This is a genomic window from Leptothoe sp. EHU-05/26/07-4 (assembly GCF_043421015.1).
Classification (GTDB): domain Bacteria; phylum Cyanobacteriota; class Cyanobacteriia; order Phormidesmidales; family Phormidesmidaceae; genus Leptothoe; species Leptothoe turfae.
Map to the genome: position 1 here is coordinate 335,941 of NZ_JAXSQV010000009.1, position 16,926 is coordinate 352,866.

The 16,926-nt window shown below is 47.9% G+C and carries 15 protein-coding genes and 4 pseudogenes; 16 read left to right on the forward strand and 3 right to left on the reverse strand.

Going from position 1 to position 16,926, the window contains the following annotated elements; genetic code table 11:
• Positions 1 to 487 precede the first annotated feature (487 nt).
• From U2F10_RS35700 to U2F10_RS35725, 6 genes and pseudogenes are all read left to right on the forward strand, one after another.
• The gene (locus tag U2F10_RS35700) at positions 488 to 1,129 is read left to right on the forward strand and encodes a sigma-70 family RNA polymerase sigma factor (RefSeq protein ID WP_499058265.1); all 642 of its coding nucleotides are present in this window, start codon (positions 488 to 490) and stop codon (positions 1,127 to 1,129) included.
• A gap of 36 nt (positions 1,130 to 1,165) precedes the next feature.
• Positions 1,166 to 2,197 (forward strand): DUF1822 family protein, encoded by a 1,032-nt coding sequence (locus U2F10_RS35705; protein ID WP_499874835.1) that lies wholly within the window; start codon positions 1,166 to 1,168, stop codon positions 2,195 to 2,197.
• Positions 2,194 to 4,581, forward strand: a complete 2,388-nt coding sequence (locus U2F10_RS35710) for a CHASE2 domain-containing protein (RefSeq protein ID WP_499874836.1) — start codon at positions 2,194 to 2,196, stop codon at positions 4,579 to 4,581. Before U2F10_RS35705 ends, U2F10_RS35710 begins: the two co-directional genes overlap by 4 nt.
• Positions 4,582 to 4,667: 86 nt before the next feature.
• The gene (locus tag U2F10_RS35715) at positions 4,668 to 5,498 is read left to right on the forward strand and encodes a DUF928 domain-containing protein (RefSeq protein ID WP_499874837.1); all 831 of its coding nucleotides are present in this window, start codon (positions 4,668 to 4,670) and stop codon (positions 5,496 to 5,498) included.
• Positions 5,499 to 5,554: 56 nt separating this feature from the next.
• Complete coding sequence (locus tag U2F10_RS35720; protein WP_499874863.1) at positions 5,555 to 5,767, forward strand: DUF192 domain-containing protein; 213 nt, start codon at positions 5,555 to 5,557, stop codon at positions 5,765 to 5,767.
• A gap of 123 nt (positions 5,768 to 5,890) precedes the next feature.
• Positions 5,891 to 6,693: pseudogene (locus tag U2F10_RS35725) on the forward strand (RecB family exonuclease).
• Between the two features lie 192 nt (positions 6,694 to 6,885).
• Here U2F10_RS35725 and tnpC read toward each other — a convergent pair.
• Both tnpC and U2F10_RS35735 read right to left on the reverse strand, forming a co-directional pair.
• Positions 6,886 to 8,376 carry an IS66 family transposase gene (gene tnpC, locus U2F10_RS35730; RefSeq protein ID WP_499870809.1) on the reverse strand — a complete coding sequence of 497 codons (1,491 nt, stop codon included), beginning with the start codon at positions 8,374 to 8,376 and terminating at the stop codon, positions 6,886 to 6,888.
• Positions 8,377 to 8,411: 35 nt separating this feature from the next.
• On the reverse strand, positions 8,412 to 10,355 hold the full coding sequence (locus tag U2F10_RS35735) for an ATP-binding protein (protein ID WP_499874838.1): 1,944 nt from the start codon (positions 10,353 to 10,355) through the stop codon (positions 8,412 to 8,414).
• Between the two features lie 197 nt (positions 10,356 to 10,552).
• Between U2F10_RS35735 and U2F10_RS35740 the strand changes: the two genes are divergently transcribed.
• The 6 genes and pseudogenes from U2F10_RS35740 to U2F10_RS35765 form a co-directional block, all read left to right on the forward strand.
• Positions 10,553 to 10,828 carry a helix-turn-helix domain-containing protein gene (locus U2F10_RS35740; RefSeq protein WP_499874839.1) on the forward strand — a complete coding sequence of 92 codons (276 nt, stop codon included), beginning with the start codon at positions 10,553 to 10,555 and terminating at the stop codon, positions 10,826 to 10,828.
• 132 nt (positions 10,829 to 10,960) lie between these two features.
• The gene (locus U2F10_RS35745; RefSeq protein WP_499872382.1) at positions 10,961 to 12,565 is read left to right on the forward strand and encodes a DUF6399 domain-containing protein; all 1,605 of its coding nucleotides are present in this window, start codon (positions 10,961 to 10,963) and stop codon (positions 12,563 to 12,565) included.
• Positions 12,566 to 12,625: 60 nt separating this feature from the next.
• Positions 12,626 to 12,838: a winged helix-turn-helix domain-containing protein gene (locus U2F10_RS35750; protein WP_499874864.1), complete on the forward strand. Its 213-nt coding sequence runs from the start codon at positions 12,626 to 12,628 to the stop codon at positions 12,836 to 12,838.
• Positions 12,799 to 13,380 carry a transposase gene (locus tag U2F10_RS35755; RefSeq protein ID WP_499874840.1) on the forward strand — a complete coding sequence of 194 codons (582 nt, stop codon included), beginning with the start codon at positions 12,799 to 12,801 and terminating at the stop codon, positions 13,378 to 13,380. The genes U2F10_RS35750 and U2F10_RS35755 overlap by 40 nt, the downstream gene beginning before the upstream one ends.
• Positions 13,381 to 13,508: 128 nt before the next feature.
• A complete protein-coding gene (locus U2F10_RS35760) occupies positions 13,509 to 13,802 on the forward strand; it encodes a LexA family protein (RefSeq protein ID WP_499874841.1) in 294 nt (97 codons plus the stop codon).
• A gap of 10 nt (positions 13,803 to 13,812) precedes the next feature.
• A pseudogene (locus U2F10_RS35765) lies at positions 13,813 to 14,079 on the forward strand (Y-family DNA polymerase); the annotation flags it as partial.
• Between the two features lie 10 nt (positions 14,080 to 14,089).
• Here U2F10_RS35765 and U2F10_RS35770 read toward each other — a convergent pair.
• Positions 14,090 to 15,694: a DUF6399 domain-containing protein gene (locus U2F10_RS35770; protein ID WP_499872382.1), complete on the reverse strand. Its 1,605-nt coding sequence runs from the start codon at positions 15,692 to 15,694 to the stop codon at positions 14,090 to 14,092.
• A 197-nt stretch (positions 15,695 to 15,891) separates the two neighbouring features.
• On the opposite strand from U2F10_RS35770, the pseudogene U2F10_RS35775 reads away from it, so the two are divergent.
• From U2F10_RS35775 to U2F10_RS35790, 4 genes and pseudogenes are all read left to right on the forward strand, one after another.
• Positions 15,892 to 15,960 (forward strand): annotated as a pseudogene (locus U2F10_RS35775) (hypothetical protein); the annotation flags it as partial.
• A gap of 147 nt (positions 15,961 to 16,107) precedes the next feature.
• The gene (locus U2F10_RS35780) at positions 16,108 to 16,380 is read left to right on the forward strand and encodes a hypothetical protein (protein WP_499874842.1); all 273 of its coding nucleotides are present in this window, start codon (positions 16,108 to 16,110) and stop codon (positions 16,378 to 16,380) included.
• A pseudogene (locus tag U2F10_RS35785) lies at positions 16,377 to 16,607 on the forward strand (DinB/UmuC family translesion DNA polymerase); the annotation flags it as partial. The gene U2F10_RS35780 and the pseudogene U2F10_RS35785, both read left to right, overlap by 4 nt.
• A 182-nt stretch (positions 16,608 to 16,789) precedes the next feature.
• Positions 16,790 to 16,861 carry a DUF4113 domain-containing protein gene (locus U2F10_RS35790; RefSeq protein WP_499874865.1) on the forward strand — a complete coding sequence of 24 codons (72 nt, stop codon included), beginning with the start codon at positions 16,790 to 16,792 and terminating at the stop codon, positions 16,859 to 16,861.
• Positions 16,862 to 16,926 lie beyond the last annotated feature (65 nt).

The window sequence follows — 16,926 nt, forward strand, 5'->3', positions numbered from 1 at the left end:
ATCAGTATCTTCCCAAGTACTCAACTAGTCCAAAGATTTTATTCATAAAGGGGATCTGTCTAATGGCAGCCCCTTTTTATTTTTTGACCTGCCTCAAGCAGTAATTTGCCCTTAAGTTAGAATCTAAAATTACTGCTATTGCCAAGTGGTCTGTCAAGACGAAGATTTTGACTTGGCAAGTCATGGGCAAGACGTGGCTAAACTTGATATAAACCTTGTCCACGTCCAGAACTGGAATGTTACCGTAGAGGAAACGACAGGTTTCAACTTGGACGTGGTTTATCAATTACGGCTCACGACTCACTGTCTTAGTTCCAAATTTTTGCTTTAATGATGCCCAAGCAAGAGTGGCGAGTTAGCCTCTCAACTTAGTGAACTTTCACATAAACGTCCGCGTAAAAGTTATCAATCTTCCTGATAGGTTATTTAGATGACCGTCCAAAGATCGCTAACTTAAACTGACGTTTGCAAGGGTGACTGATCAGGCATGAGTGAACTCCAGGAAACCGTCGAAAAACTAATTGCTGAGGCCTGTTGTCATCCTCCAGGTAGTCTGAAAAGACAGACTCACCTGACCCAAATCATTCGCCTGATTTCCAATCAGCTTTGGCGGGACCAAGCCCCCTACTATCAAGATGCTCTACAGCAGACCTGGATCTACTTTTGTCGTAATCTGTGCGAAGCAACAACTGGTTGCGCTTACGATCCTGACAAGGCTAATGTCGTTACCTGGTTAAACGCTTACCTTAAGCGTCGCCTCCAGGACGGCTACATCAATACACAAAAGCAATACGCTACCACGGCATATCCATCCACTTCCTCAGATTCAGAGGGAAAACCTTTGGACCCGATTGACAGCTTACCTGCCCCACCAGATATTCCCCCGCTGCTGGCAGAAGTTCAAGCCTGGGCAGAGGCCGATGCTGATGGCGTCCTGGCTGACACCCACATTAAAGGTCAGCCTCAGATTACCTGTCAGCTGCTGATTCTAAAGCGATTGCCGCCAGAAACTCCATGGAAAGAGTTAGCTGCACAGCTAGAGGTGTCTGTGAGTACCTTGAGTAGCTTTTACCAGCGTCAGTGCATTCCATTATTAAAAGAATTTGGTCGAGTCCAGGGTTATCTATAAACCCATTGTGTCTGATTACTATTACGCCAGAGAAAGATGATGACCACACAGTTAACGCTATACCCTCAAGCAGTGCCGCTTCCCATTACTGAACAGGCCCGCACCATGGCCCAGCAATTTGCCAGTGCTCAGCCGACTGCCATCAAGTCAGAGCAGGTGCAGCTAAATACGCTAGCCGTTTTTGCTACCCATGGTTACTGCCAGATGATGGGAATTATCAGCGATTTAGAGCAAAGTGATAGCTGGAATCCAGTGACTCAGATGATGACTGATGTTGCTGACTTGACGCTGCCAGGGCTGGGTCGGTTAGAATGCCGACCTATTCAGACAGGGGCTAATAGTTGTGAAGTCCCCCCTGAAGTATGGGATCTGCGCATCGGGTATGTGGTTGTCTGGATTGATGAAAACTTGAAAATGGCTCATCTACTGGGTTTTACGCCTACCGTTGGTGAAACAGCCTTAACCATTTCAGACCTGCAGCCCCCTGAAACATTGCTACAGCGTATCCATGAGCTGATGCCCTCGAACGCAGTGGCTACATTCTCAGATATGGACCAGTCCCAGCTAGCTGCAACAGCGGTCAAACTTGGCCAATGGCTTAATCAATCATTTGAAGCAGGATGGCTTGCAGTGGAAACCTTGCTTAGTCCAGAACAAGTCAGTCTGGCCTTTAGCTTTAGACATGTCGATGAAACGGATACTGATACTCCATTGGATGCTGTATCTGATGGCCCCTTTGCTGACAGTCTTCTTGATGTCAAACGAGCCAAGCTGATTGATGTTGGAGTGCATCTGGGGGATGTGCAAGTTGTCATGCTGGTGGAAATCCAGAGTGAATCATCTGGGGCAATTAACATTGGGCTACAGGTACATCCTCAAGGTCAACCTTACCTTCCCCCTGACCTTGAACTGGCAGTGCTAGAAACATCGGATACTGTATTTATGGATGCTCGAGCCAGACAGGCTGACAATTATATTCAGTTACAATTCAGCAGTCGTCCTGGTGAGCGCTTTCGGGTACGGCTCCAGTTGGATGGTGTCCAATACCTCGAAGAATTTGTCATGTGAGACTTGAGCGGGCCATGGAGCAGTTGGTTACCTTAAAGTTTGGTAATGGCAGCCTGGAGACTGGGCTACATGTCATTTTGCAAATTGGTGAGTCAGGTCAATTACCCACTGTAGAACTTACTGGGAATTTACCGCCTGCTGTGCAACTACAGCATACGCTGCAGCGCTGGCAAAGGGCATACCGTCGCATGGGCACACCCTATCGTCTGGAGGCTAAAACCGGGTTTGCCAAGAATGTTTCTAGAATAGATGACTGTGATACGGTTGCTCGGCAATTAAATGCTGAATTTAATCGCTGGCTCAGTTCAGATAGCTTTCGCCCTTTATATGACAAACTACTGGAGCGATTAAATCCCAGTGACCACATTCGTATTGTTTTACAAACTGAGCTGTATACTCTCCAACGGTTGCCCTGGCATACTTGGGCTTTGTGCGATCGCTACCCAAAAGCCGAAATTGCCCTGAGTGCCCCTGCCTACGAACGCATTGAACGGCAGACGATACCTCGCTCCAGGGTTAGGATTTTGGCCATTTTAGGCCATGGTCAGGGGCTGGAGCTACAAACTGACCAGGCATTGTTAAACCAATTATCCCAAGCCGATGTGCAATTTTTAGTTGAGCCCGACCGTCAACAGCTAAATGATGTTCTTTGGGATCCGCAGGGATGGGATATTCTCTTTTTTGCTGGACACAGTTCCAGTCAAACGCAGTCAGCAACAGATATCACCGGGAAACTTTATCTCAACCCTGACGACAGTTTAACTGTGCCTGAACTGAAACATGGCCTGAGTAAAGCCATTGAGCGTGGATTAAAGATCGCTATTTTCAATTCCTGTGACGGTCTGGGTTTGGCCCATGATCTGGCAGATTTGCAAATTCCTCAGGTGCTGGTGATGAGAGAACCAGTTCCCGATCCGGTCGCCCATGTGTTTCTCAAATCGTTTTTAACTACATTTTCCCGTCAGGTACCCTTTTATCTTGCAGTCCGAGAAGCCCGAGAAAAGTTACAGGGATTAGAAGACAAATATCCTTGCGCTACCTGGCTGCCGATGATTTACCAACACCTGGTTGAACAACCACCCACCTGGCCAGCCCCACAGCTCGACAACATAGCCAAGCCACCCCACAACATTCCTCAACAACAACAAACACTGGGCCTGAAAGAACTACTTATTATTGGCATTTTTTCAGTATGTACAACCTTAGGATTACGCCAGACTGGGATACTCCAGCCTTGGGAATTACGAGGGTTTGACTTTTTAATGCAACGCCGTTCCCACCAGTTGCCCGATCCGCGACTGTTAATCATCACGGTGACCGAAGCAGATATTCAGGCTCAGGATGCGGCTCAAAGACGGGGTTCCCTTTCAGATGATGCGTTATCAGCGCTGTTAGAGAAGCTAGAACCGATGCAACCCAGGGTGATTGGGTTGGATATCTATCGAGATTTTCCAGTCAGCGATCGTCAGCCACAACTCATTGAGCAGCTGCAGTTACCCAATTTGATCGCGACGTGCCAATCTCGCAATAGCCGTGACGATAGTCCAGGGATTGCCTCGCCGCCAGAAGTGCCCAGCAATCAAGTAGGCTTTAGCGATGTGCTCACCGATGCCGATGGCATTACTCGTCGCCAGTTACTGTCGATAACGCCTGAGCCAGCTTCCCCCTGCCCGGCCAGCTATTCTTTGAATGCCTTAATCGCTCTACACTATCTGTCGGCACAAGGTATGGACATCACCGTTACCCCTGAGGGGCATCTACAGGCAGGTGAGGTGATCTTTACGCCATTAGAACCCCATAGTGGAGGTTACCAGGGGATGGATGCTGGGGGACATCAAATTTTGCTGAACTATCGCCATTTGTCCTCGCCGGATCAAATTGCGGACCAAGTTACCCTCGACGAAGTGTTAGCGGGGCGTGTGAGTGACGATATTGTGCGCGATCGCATTGTTCTGATTGGTACCACTGCCACCAGCTTTGGAGACTATTGGTTAACCCCCTACAGCCATGGACATATGGGCCTACAGGAAACGGCAGGGGTTTTTCTACAGGCCCATATGGTGAGTCATCTCCTGAGCACGGTCCTGGATGGACATCCCCTCATTCGAACCTGGCCTGATTGGGCTGAAATTCTATGGATAGTGAGCTGGACGACCCTTGGTGGTGTCGCGATTTATGGTGTTAACATTTGGATTCCTACACAGCCTCAATGGAGACAGCTACTATTGGTAGGAGTAGTGGCTCAATTTAGTTTATTGAGTCTATGTTGGTTTAGCCTGACACGGTTTGGTTATTGGCTGCCATGGGTATCGGTATCTACTGTAATCATAATTACGGTAGGGAGTGTAGCGACCTACCGTCGTTTCCAGTCAGCTCACGTCTGAATTCATTAACCGGCCAAACACTGTAGGTTCTTCCTCGGAAAAACGACCATTCTGACTGTAGATAAGACTGGTCATCTAGCACGATTATGAAAAGACTTAACACACTTTTCAACTTAATGTTTCCAGTCAGTTTACTGGGTGTTGCCTGGCTATGCTTAGTGCCAATCTCCAGCTTGGCTCAGTCAACCCAAATCAACACTAATATCGAATTTACTCCACCACCTTTAGAAGATCGCGGTCGTCCTCACTCAGGGCGTCGTCAGGGAGCTGCTAGCCGAGGGAGTTGTCAGTTATCAGAACAGCAAACTGGCCTGACGGCCCTCGTGCCCAACACCCAGGTTAAATTAGAGGAAACGGCAGAAACCGCCGATAATGCTTACCTGTCTAACTATGAATCAGTCTTGAGTTTGACAACAGAAGCCTTGCCTGCTTTTTGGTTCTACGTTCCCTACTCCTCTGAAGATATACAAGAATTTGAGTTTGTTTTACAAGATGAAAGCGGAAATGAAGTCTATCAGGAGACATTTATTTCCCATCATGAAACCCCAGGCATTGTCCAGATTACTCTCCCCGAAACGCTCTCCCCTTTGAGATTGGATGCCACCTATCAATGGTTCTTTTTAACTCACTGTGAATCTGGTACAACAGCCCTATCGCCTGAGGTGGGAGGATGGATCCGACGGGTTGAGTTGGCGTCTGATTTACAAACACAGCTTGATAATGCCACAGCTTTGGAAATGGCTTCCATTTATGCATCGAATGGTATTTGGCAGAATGCCATCACTATTTTAGGAGAACTCTATCGGGAGTCACCCGAAAACTCCATGTTTCGAGATAATTGGAGTAGTTTATTGACATCTGTTGACTTGGAAACTATTTCGGAGCAGCCACTTCTGGAGCTATTAAGTGTCGATTAGGCTGGTCTGTAGATTCAAAGAAATGCTACATCAAGCTAATTGCAGAGAAGCCGCGTATTCATTTTGATGCGGTATTTCTGTTGGATGGCAAGGTGGAGATGGTACTGGCTGAGTTGCCGCCTTGTTCGGGGGAGCCGTGTCCGGTGTATGGGGTGAGTAAGGCGGTGGACCAGGTGTTGGAGTTGCCGGGGGGGCGTGCGGCTGGTTTGGGATTGGTGTCGGGGAAAGAGGTGTGGATTCAGCAGGTGGATTATGGGACTCAGGGTTGAAGATAGAATTTTTTCGATGTGGGATTTGCAATCGCAACTTAACTGATCCATCAGTTGGCAACCTTCAGCACTCTTATGACAACTTGATAAAGCCCTGTGCTGTAGCTGGCTGTCAGCAGTAGAATGCTGGCTATGGCATACCTTCTTTCGGCAACTAAGCTCAGTCCTATGCCCAGTGTCCCAGGGCGTATTATTTTCGCTATGAGTACGGTTTGAAGAAACCGTCAGTATTTGGTGCGGCTGTTTTGGGTACGGCATTGCATGGTGCCCTGGCACAGTTGTATCAGGATTGGCATTATCAGGATCCGTTGCCGTCTGAGGAGTGGTTGCGCTATTGCTGGGAGCATCAGATTGGTGCGTTGACGGCGGCCCAGGTGGAAGAGGGATGGCAGATTCTGCGGCGGTATTTTGAGGCTGAGATTGTGCCATTGGGGGTGATGCAGCGTCCCTTGGCAACGGAGGGGAGAATTCAAGGTTTGACCCAAGTGAATGGTTTGGAGTTTAAGCTGACGGGGCGTTATGACCGATTGGATAGTTTGGCAGATGGGCTGGAGTTGATTGATTATAAGTCGGCGAAGAATCCGAGGGTACCTGAGGCTGACATGGTGGATTTGCAGTTGGGTTTGTATAGTTTGGCGTTGGAGCAGCGTTATGGAAAGTTGTTGCGACGGCTGAGTTTGTTGTTTTTGCGGACGGGGGAGCGGGTGACCTATGGGGTGACTTATGGGCATCGGCAACAGGTGAAGGCAGTGATTGGTGAGCTGGCGTTACGGTTGTTGGATGAGGAAGATTGGCAGCCTAAGTGTGGGAAGCAGTGTGGGCAATGTGCCTATGCGAGATACTGTTCGGCGGTGGAGGCTGAACCGGAACCTTTGCCAGAGGTGCGGCAGAAGACACGGAAGTTGCAGCTGTGTTTTAGCTTTTGAGCTTCGTATAGCAATTTTATTGGCACTAATTTCCTTGGTGAGGAGAATCTAGTGCAGTTAGTTTGTTAATTAGATTCGTAAAAACTAGCTAGATGCCTAACTTGCTGAAAAATATCCTATTTCGCATATCTGCATCCTCTAAAAGCTTTTCCCAACTTAGAGCTTCCATGTATAAGTTAATGGTAACCGTCCCTAGCGTTGATCTTGTGGAATCAACGAAGGAGGCTCTTTTCCAGTTCGTGCAGCCAAGCAGGCATGAGCGAGGAAATCAAGCATATCTCTGCCCTGAGCCTTGAGCGAGGCAGTGACGGTCAACAAGCGTGCAACAAACTGACTACCGTGTTGAGCTTGAGAACCAAAACTGGTTTTCCGCCAAATCACCGCTGGCCGCAAGGCTCTTTCAGCCGCATTATTGGTGGGTTCAACATTTCCGATGGCAACGAAGGTCCATAACGCAGGTTCGACCTTGAGCAACCGACGACAGGTTCTGACGGTCTTCGCCAACGGAGATTTTTCATGAGGGTCAATCGGTAGTGAAGCAGCCTCTTCTAACGTCGTTTTGAATCCTTGCCGTAGCTGGGTGACTTGACGGATAAACTGCTCACGGGACAACGTGTTATTTTTCAGTTGATGCCACCACCGAAACAGCCGACGCTGGCGACGCAGCAACGCTTTCCCAATCTCGTGAGAAACACCCATACGCTCTGTCATTGCTGTTAAGTCTCGTTTGAGATGAGCCCAACACACTTGCCGATGGTCTAACGCAATCCAGTTATAGGCACTGTAGCGGTCAGAGGCCACGATACCTTCATAGGATTCACCAATCAGACCTTTTGCGGTCTTCTGAGACCGACTCAGAACAACCTCAAAAAAGCTCACTAGGGGTGTCACCAACACCCATAACCATCCTTTCGTCTGCTTGGGATTTCGACCATCCCGATTCCCTTGAGGAAAACTGGTTTCATCACTATGGAGCACTGGCTGGGTGTGAACATAGTCCTTGGCAGCGGCCACGGGTACGCTGAGGGCGTCGCTCATTTCATTGCGCAAGCGACCGACACTCCCACGAGAGAGACGAACGCTAAACAGGTCCGCCATGAGCGCGCACACTTGACGATAGCTGTGACGATACGGGCCACTCAACAGCATCACGATTGCACTTAATCGTTCCCCATAGCCCAAGGGCGATACCCCTGGCGGTAAAGCCGCTCGGGTAACCTGACCACAGACACCGCAACTGAGTTGATGCAGGCGATATTCAATCACCATTGGCTCCATCGGCGGTAGTTCGATTTCTTGATGACGGTGGGGATGACTATCGTGACCACTCAACGGTGCACCGCAGTCTGCACACGTCGACGGCATCACGTCATGCACCTGGTCACACTCGTCGCTGGGTTTGAGTTTACGAGCCTGACGGGGTGACGATCTTGGTTGGCCTAGTGGAGACCGCTTTTTATATTTCTTTTTACCGTCTGAAGGCTTGCTGAATCCATCACTCGAAGGGGGTTTTGATGAGTTTTGTGAGGTCTGATTCAATCGTTCTTCTAACTGGCTTAAACGCTCATCTTGTTGCTTCAAGCGCTCGCTAAGAACCAGCACCAATGCACGGATACTTGCTGGGGTTGCCTCCCAGTCCGCTCTTGGTACCTTGACTCCAGCAATTTCGATCTCTTCACTCATGCCACCAACTTAGCGAAGCTCACGTACGACGGACCCTAAGATTTCTTTATTTTCCTGGGACGGTTACAGTTAATGTTAGGTTCGTGACGAAACCATCCCATGGCATCTGGTAAGGGCTTAAATCCTTTTTGGCGTTCTAACCAATGTTCAATTTTTTTAGATACATCGAATACTATGTACCCATAAAAAGGCGTATTCTCAGTAACCTTAATATTTAGGCCTTTCGGAGTCTTAAATTTTCCATCTACTATCTTATTCACATACCGAATAATCTGTTCGACTGGATCCTCTTTAGATGAAGGATTAGCAAAATCATCTCTTCCAGGCTTTTTAAACTCAAAGATTGTAACCGGATTGCTAGTGACATTATCACCACGGAAAGCAACCCTTTTATTGTAAGAAATTATGTCTGGCCGATCAGACTTTCCTTTAAGTGGTAAATCTGATGAAAGGTAGCTGGTGAAGTTTAATCTTTCATCAATAATCCATAAGTTATGATTGTCATAGCTAATACTTTTACTGTCTTCTTTTCTTGGAAATATAATGTCGTGTAATAAGCCCTCTGCTGAATATTTATCTTTCTGATTTTTCTCAATGTTTCTGCGAAAAAAATCTAGAATTTGTCGGCGTGATGCAACATAATGGACTAAATCATTTTTACTTGTCTCAGATATCTGCTCGATAACTTCTTGAACTGATTGCTCACCATTTTGAGGCCCAGAATTTTCTAATATTGCAGTGATTTTGCTCCTAATTGAACTTTCTTTATGGATTTTTACTTTTTGAAGCTCAAGTTCAATTTCTTCATCACTGGCTTTGAATGGTAATGTTGAAAAATCTAAATCTTTCAACATAGCAATATGCCATGGAGCTTGTTGCTCTACATATTCAATTACTTGCTTCTGTTTCTTATCCTTTCTGATAGAAACCTCTTCAACCATTGCATTACTTGTTAACTTGGCAGCCTCTTCTTCTATTTGTTTTTGCCCTATTGGGTGATATAAATCTCGAACTTTCCCAAAGGTAAAGTCACCACGCTCTAATGACACATTGTCATTAAGGTATTCTCCAAAAACGTATGCTTTAATTATAAAATTACGATCCTGATTGCGTGTGCCATCGGAAAACTTGTCATAAAACTCCTCAGCGAATTCTGGAATATAGTTATGAATTGGAGTTTCAGTAACTTCTCGCTGGTGAGCAACAAGACTGATTTTGCTACGCTGTTTTCCTGGAGAGTAAATTTTGAAAACTTTTATTAAAAACTCATCTTGTTGCTCTATTTCACCTAATAAGAAACAGTTTTCCTGTGCTTCAATTTCTTTAATGAGGGCATTTTTACCTATTATGTAGTCATTCAACTTGATAGATTCATTGCCATCTTCTTCTCGCAATATAATTTCTGGGCAAGTATACTTTTCTGATATGAAATAAGGTAAAAGTTTTTCTACTAAACTTCTTGCTATAGTATCTATCTGTTTGTCTAATAAGTTCTTGTTCAGGACAGATAGTAGAGATACTGAAGAACCAGTTTTACTGCTTTCAGAATCTTTAATTAATTCATTAATGATAATCTCTTTGTCGTTTCCCATCCAAAAAGATCTTGATTGATATTTTTTGTTTTCTGAAAAAATGCTTCTAATATAAACCTTTTCAAAATATTTCAAACAAATAAATCGGCCAAAACCCTTTCCACCTTTTTCAATTTTATAATTACTGTATAGTTCATCGAATGAGTCTCTGTTTTTCTGGTTGAAACCAATACCATTATCTCTAATCTCAATATCTTCAATCGGAGGTTTAGCACCATCTGTTTCTAATTGTGGGGAGCGTTTAACTATGATTTCAATTCTACCTTTATTAACCCCAGCATCTTCAATTGCTTGAATAGCATTTACTATTAGCTCGATAATAGGTGTAAAGATGGTTGTATTAGCTCTTATATTATCTACTAAGCCTTTTACATTAATATTGCTCATTGGACTACGATTTTCTGTTTTCTAGTCATTAAGACTGATCTACTATTTATAAGTGGGATAAGGTTTTTACCTCTTCACTAAAAGGTATTTACTAAATATCGACTCAATACTGTATAGTCATCCGTCTTGATTCTTGAGGGTAGATCGGTATGATCTGAGAAATTGTATTCATCAGAGCATGTTCCCCCCGTATCGTTATGAGTTCGGAGATACCAGTATCCAGTCAAACCGCAGCCATCGAAGAATTGAAAACCTTCATCAAGACGCAACGTGATGGTCGTCAGGTGAAGAAAGCCCTAGCAGTTAAACTGCTCTATCAGGGGCATACCTACGAATCGATTATCAGTATTCTCGACGTGTCGATGGGCTTCATTGCAAACTGGAAGCAGCGATACGAGGCCGAGGGACTCAGCAGCTTTGCACCGCGTCATAAAGGTCGTCAAAGCTATCTGAGTGCTGCTCAAAAGGGGTAACTCTTTAAGGCGGGAAATAAATACAGCTTTCAGGTGTGTATAAATAAACACCTCAGTCAAAGACCAGAAAAAGAGCTCTGCAGCAATGCTCAGAGCCATGTATCGTACCCATGCAAAGTAAAGTTGGGAACGATGTCTCTTACTATACGAGAGCGCAGTCAAAAAGTCGCCGATTGTATCAAAACGAATGCAAAGCAAGGGATAGAGTCGATAGCAACCACCCTTGGCATCAGCAAAAGTAGTGTGCATCGTCATCATCAGGCCATTGCACGTCGCAACCAGCATCCGGAATCAGGTTTGTGGGAAACTGCGGCTGGGACTGCCTGGCTATTACGTCTGGTGGTGGGGGTGATCTATCACTTTGGCATTAAGCACGGGGTAGGAGCCGAGAGCCTATCGGAGTTCTTCAGAGCCGTTCACCTCGATACCCATGTGGGGAGTTCTGCGAGTGCGCTACGTCAACTCAAACACCGTCTCTATGAGGCCATAATGGCCTACGAAACGGCGCAAGCCGAGCAGTGCCAACCGGTCAACAAACCTGGCATCTGTCTCGGAGGGGATGAAACCTTTTTTGGCCTGCCGATTCTGGTGCTGGTGGAGTTAGCCAGTGGGTTCATTTTTACAGAAGTGGAATGTGAGAACCGCCGTTATGACACTTGGCTCAAACAGACTGAGACCTGGTGGCATCAGACCCAATGGCAGTGTCACTTTATGGTCAGTGATGGAGCTCGTGCCTTGGTCAAACTAGCGCTCTGCGGTCTGGGAACAGCCAGTGTGGCGGATCTATTCCATGCGATGCGGGCGCTCGGACGTCCTATCGGCAGTGCTCTGGGACGTCAACTCGCTCAGCTTGAAAAACAAGTAGACACCCTTCACCACCAATTAGGCCAAACAACAGACAAGGCCAAGCAACAGGTCTTGTCTTCGCAGCTAGAGTCCCTCTCTCACCAACACCAACAGCTTGAACAAGATCAACACATTTACCATCAGGCCTTGGCAGACATTAGCCAAGCGGTCCATCCCTTCACGCTCGACACGGCCCAATGGCAATTCTTCGACGGCTTAACCACACAACTGACCGTTCCCTTGAGCACCTTGAGCAAGTTGACTTGTCTCTATGGGGGCGATACGGCTCAAAAAGCGATTGCCACCTTTCAAGCTCAGATCCCCCATTTTGCCACGGGGATTCATGCCTGGTGGCAGTGGGTGATCCAGGCCTTAGCCACTGAAACTCAGGAGGTTGACCTCCAAAATTGGGTACTGACAGCCTTGTTGCCCTGGGTCTACTGGTTACAACAAGCTGATAAAACTCGACAGCCTCACCTCAAATCTCGCTATCAACAGGCCGCTAGCGATGCCTATGATCAGCTCATGGCCCAGACGATGACCCTACAGATGGATGCCCCTCAACACCAACACTGGGTGCAGTGGTGTCAGTGGATGTGTGCAAAGTATCAACGCACCTCCTCTGCTGTCGAAGGGCGCAATGGCTATTTGTCGCAGCGCCATCATGTCAACCGAGGCTTTTCTCATCAGTCGTTGAAGGTGCTTACCATTATTCACAATTTCGACCTGAAACGACCCGATGGCACCACCGCCGCACAACGACTCTTTAGACAGCCTTTTCCGGACCTATTTGAATGGATTCTCAGTACGATTGATGAGCTGCCAATGCCTAGACGGTCATATAAAGCACATCAGATACAACCGTTACACGCAGAACTTTTCCCGGCTTAAGTTGTTACCCCTCAAAAGGCCGCTGTTATCGAGTGGCTCGGGACCAAAGCTATCTGGACACTGAATGAATTGGAGTATCACCTGGCCAGTGAATATGGGGTCAGCTATGAGTCCAAACAGAGTTACTACGACTTATTCGAGACCGCTGGTCTGAGTTGGAAGAAAACCAGCAAGGTCAACCCCAAAACCGATCCCGCTCTAGTGGCTAAAAAAAAGCCGACATCCAACGGCTATTGGCACGCTACCGCACCGAGATTGAATGTGGCCAAGTGAGGGTGTTGTTTGTCGATGAATGTCATCTGATGAGTGGGGATCTCGAAGGCTACGTTTGGGGACGTCGAAATCAGCGCGTTGAGGTCCCGATTGTCAATGAACGCGACCGGCAGACGTACTATGGGGCCTTGGACCTGCTGAGTAAACGCGTTTTCGTTGAGGCCCACGCTGCCGGCAATACGACCTGTACATTGGCCTATCTCAAGTTCTTGCAGCGTCAGTTTCCAAACCAGCGCTTGATTATTCTATGGGATGGAGCCAGTTATCATCGTTCTCAGGAGATTCAAGCGTGCTTAAACGAGCTCAATGAAGGACTGCCAGAATCCCAGTGGCGTATCCACTGCATTCGCTTTGCGCCCAACGACCCAACTCAAAATCCGATTGAGGATGTTTGGTTACAAGCCAAGACCTGGGTCAGACAGATGGCTGGATTGAAGCCGTCATTCACTGGCCTCAAAGCTCTATTTGAGCAGTTTTGTGCCCTGGAACTCTTTGACTTTCCCAAAATGCATATGTATGGAACATTCTCACCAATCAAATAGGAACGCTATAGTTGAATTTTGCCAATATACCTTGTTTGGTTGACTATATCCATTGCTAGCCTACATCCGATGCTTGGCAGAAAGCTAGTGTATTTGATACAAATGAACTATCGTCATCCAGAGTTCCCATGGGATTCCCTATCCCAGGCGATGCCATCGAGCAGCGCCTTGACCTCAACCAATACCTAATCAAACGCTCAGCCGCCACCTTCCTAATGCGTGTGGCTGACGATATGGCCACCCATGACGACGTCCACTCCGGCGATTTACTCATCGTCGACCGCTCCCTCGCCGGTCAACCCGGCACCCTCGTTGTCGCTGTCCAAGACGGCGAACTCATGGTCACCCGTTTAGGCACAGATGATTCTCGACCCATAGACCTCTGGGGTGTCGTCACATCCCTAATCCGTCAGTTCTCATGAGGGCAACAAAATGTTAGCCCTTGTAGATTGCAACAGTTTTTTCGTTTCCTGTGAAAGAGTCTTTCGACCAGATCTGGAAGGTAAGCCAGTAGCGGTATTATCCAATAATGACGGCTGTGTTGTTGCCCGCTCTGCCGAGGCCAAGAAACTGGTGCCAATGCAAGCAACATTGTACTCCATTCGCCACCTGGTACAACAAAACCACCTCCATGTCTTTTCCTCTAATCCGGTCCTCTACAAAGACATGTCCCGCCGGGTAATAGAAACCCTACAAAAGGGGTAACAACTTAAGCCGGGAAAAGTTCTGCGTGTAACGGTTGTATCTGATGTGCTTTATATGACCGTCTAGGCATTGGCAGCTCATCAATCGTACTGAGAATCCATTCAAATAGGTCCGGAAAAGGCTGTCTAAAGAGTCGTTGTGCGGCGGTGGTGCCATCGGGTCGTTTCAGGTCGAAATTGTGAATAATGGTAAGCACCTTCAACGACTGATGAGAAAAGCCTCGGTTGACATGATGGCGCTGCGACAAATAGCCATTGCGCCCTTCGACAGCAGAGGAGGTGCGTTGATACTTTGCACACATCCACTGACACCACTGCACCCAGTGTTGGTGTTGAGGGGCATCCATCTGTAGGGTCATCGTCTGGGCCATGAGCTGATCATAGGCATCGCTAGCGGCCTGTTGATAGCGAGATTTGAGGTGAGGCTGTCGAGTTTTATCAGCTTGTTGTAACCAGTAGACCCAGGGCAACAAGGCTGTCAGTACCCAATTTTGGAGGTCAACCTCCTGAGTTTCAGTGGCTAAGGCCTGGATCACCCACTGCCACCAGGCATGAATCCCCGTGGCAAAATGGGGGATCTGAGCTTGAAAGGTGGCAATCGCTTTTTGAGCCGTATCGCCCCCATAGAGACAAGTCAACTTGCTCAAGGTGCTCAAGGGAACGGTCAGTTGTGTGGTTAAGCCGTCGAAGAATTGCCATTGGGCCGTGTCGAGCGTGAAGGGATGGACCGCTTGGCTAATGTCTGCCAAGGCCTGATGGTAAATGTGTTGATCTTGTTCAAGCTGTTGGTGTTGGTGAGAGAGGGACTCTAGCTGCGAAGACAAGACCTGTTGCTTGGCCTTGTCTGTTGTTTGGCCTAATTGGTGGTGAAGGGTGTCTACTTGTTTTTCAAGCTGAGCGAGTTGACGTCCCAGAGCACTGCCGATAGGACGTCCGAGCGCCCGCATCGCATGGAATAGATCCGCCACACTGGCTGTTCCCAGACCGCAGAGCGCTAGTTTGACCAAGGCACGAGCTCCATCACTGACCATAAAGTGACACTGCCATTGGGTCTGATGCCACCAGGTCTCAGTCTGTTTGAGCCAAGTGTCATAACGGCGGTTCTCACATTCCACTTCTGTAAAAATGAACCCACTGGCTAACTCCACCAGCACCAGAATCGGCAGGCCAAAAAAGGTTTCATCCCCTCCGAGACAGATGCCAGGTTTGTTGACCGGTTGGCACTGCTCGGCTTGCGCCGTTTCGTAGGCCATTATGGCCTCATAGAGACGGTGTTTGAGTTGACGTAGCGCACTCGCAGAACTCCCCACATGGGTATCGAGGTGAACGGCTCTGAAGAACTCCGATAGGCTCTCGGCTCCTACCCCGTGCTTAATGCCAAAGTGATAGATCACCCCCACCACCAGACGTAATAGCCAGGCAGTCCCAGCCGCAGTTTCCCACAAACCTGATTCCGGATGCTGGTTGCGACGTGCAATGGCCTGATGATGACGATGCACACTACTTTTGCTGATGCCAAGGGTGGTTGCTATCGACTCTATCCCTTGCTTTGCATTCGTTTTGATACAATCGGCGACTTTTTGACTGCGCTCTCGTATAGTAAGAGACATCGTTCCCAACTTTACTTTGCATGGGTACGATACATGGCTCTGAGCATTGCTGCAGAGCTCTTTTTCTGGTCTTTGACTGAGGTGTTTATTTATACACACCTGAAAGCTGTATTTATTTCCCGCCTTAAAGAGTTACCCTACAAAGGGAGTTTAGCCCCGAAGTCGAACAATACTCCATCGACGAAGCCTTTCTCGGTCTGGGCGGCTTTACCCACCTGGACCTGACCGACTATGGCCACACCATTCGCCGCACCGTCAAGCAATGGACCAATATCCCCGTATCCGTCGGCATCGCCCCCACCAAAACCCTGGCCAAGATCGCGGCCCATGTAGCGAAGAGATCGCAAACCACCAACGGCGTCCTTAACCTCGAAACCGTAGACGACATAGACGGATTGCTAGCAACTATCGACGTGGGCGAAGTCTGGGGCATTGGCCGTCGCAACAAAGTCAAGCTGCTCCAGGCAGGTATCAAAACCGCACTCCAGCTCAAGCAAGCACGGGATAGCTGGATCAAAAAACGATTTGGCATTTTTGGCCTGCGGACAGTTCTAGAACTGCGGGGCACCCCCTGCTTTGCCATGGAACCCGTAGCCCCTCCCAAGAAAATGCGCATCGTATCGCGGTCCTTTGGCCACCTGGTCACTGAACTTTCCGATTTGAAAGAAGCGATAGCGAAGCGCTGACTTGTCAGTTCGCCACATACACCACCCGCTGCGCCGAAAAACTCCGCCAGGATAATCTGCTGGCCGGTTGTTTTACCGTTATCATGCGCACCAGCTATTACCAAAAAGAGAATCAATATTCAGCCGCACGGACAGTACAGCTAGACCCACCCACCAATGACACTGGCCGATTAATTCAGGTCGCCATGCAGCTGGTAGAAATGGCCTATGAACCTGGCTATGACTATCTCAAAGCAAAGGTGATTGCCACAGAGCTGGTGCAGGCCGATGAAGTCCAAGGTAGCCTGCTGGGTGAGCCAGTCCATGACGAAAAGCGAGCCCGGCTAATGGCAACGCTGGATCAGATTAACACAAGCTATTGGCTGATGCGGTCAAGTATGGCGCAATGGGCCTGGCACCCATCTGGGGCATGCGGTCAGAGTATTTCTCCCAACGCTACACCACCCATTGGAATGAGCTGCCCCTGGTGACCGTCGAATAATTTGCTATTGATAATCTCGTAGGGACAGGCCTTGTGCCTGCCCTGGGATAGCACGTGCTATTAGC